The sequence below is a fragment of the Methanocalculus sp. genome, assembly GCF_029762515.1.
In the GTDB taxonomy this organism is placed as follows: Archaea; Halobacteriota; Methanomicrobia; order Methanomicrobiales; family Methanocorpusculaceae; genus Methanocalculus.
Map to the genome: position 1 here is coordinate 1 of NZ_JARVGN010000560.1, position 1,113 is coordinate 1,113.

Consider the following 1,113-nt stretch of genomic DNA (forward strand, 5'->3'; position numbering starts at 1 on the left):
TCTCGATCGCATCATCATATCGCCAGAGTTTATCAAGTGCTATCCCACGGAGAAACCAGGCAACAGGATCCTTTTGATTCAGGGTTATTGCTTTCTCATATGAGATGACTGCATCATCAAATTGGGAGAGGCGGCACTGGATGGCACCTTTCATGCACCAGATCTCAGAAACACTGAACGCTGAATCGGATTCATCATCCTTTGCAAGTCTGAGTGCCTCGTCAAATGATTGAAGAGCCTCGTCAAAACGGGAGAGCCGATAGAAGCAGACGCCCTGTAAAAACCAGGCTTTTCCAGAAGAGGGATCGATGACAAGTACCCGGCCAAAGAGTTTTATTGCATTTTCATACTGTTTCTCTGAGAGGAGATATTCACCCATCGAGATAAGATCAGGGAGATCATCGATATGGCTGGACTGATTCAGGATACCAATGGCCCGGTCAGTTTTTCCAAGCCCGAGAAGAGCAAAAGCATATCTTCGCCTGGTATCCCGGTCACCTGATCGAATTGCCAATGCTTTTTCAAAGGAATCTGCAGCATCATGAAATTCATGTAAAGAGAGTGAAGCGATCCCTTTCCCCTTCCATGCGATAAAGTTATCAGGATGTATCTGGAGTGCTGTTGAAAAAGACCGTATGGCACCCCGGAGATACCATACACCCGTATCATCGGGATAACCAGGCTGCATTACCCCGGTTTCTTCACCTTGATCTGATCGGGATAACCGGCAGAGGATCGTACCCCTCAGACACCAGAGCCGGGCATCGCCGGTGTCAAGAGCTGTCAGTCTGTCGACAAGATCAAGGGCTTCAGGATACATTCCTCCTGAGAGCAGTTCATGAACAATTTTTTTCAGATCAGGGAGAGCACCCGGGTGAAATGCCAGATTAAGCACTCGTATCGCATCGTCTGTTCTCCCGATTGCAAGGAGCGCAGATGCATATGCCTTGCGAACCTCCGGATCTTCTGCACGAATTGCGAGGGCTTCCTTATAGGCGAGGATCGCCTCAGGATAGTCCTTCATCCGGAGATATGCTTCACCTTTTCCAATCCAGGCTTCATGGTACCCCGGGTCAATTGCAAGGGCATCATCAAAGAGACGCACAGCATCTG

At 48.9% G+C, this 1,113-nt stretch carries 1 protein-coding gene; it reads right to left on the reverse strand.

Annotated elements, in window-relative coordinates; translation table 11 throughout:
- Positions 1 to 1,113 (reverse strand): tetratricopeptide repeat protein (locus QCH34_RS13155; protein WP_300334783.1); only part of this gene is annotated, 1,113 nt, incomplete at both ends.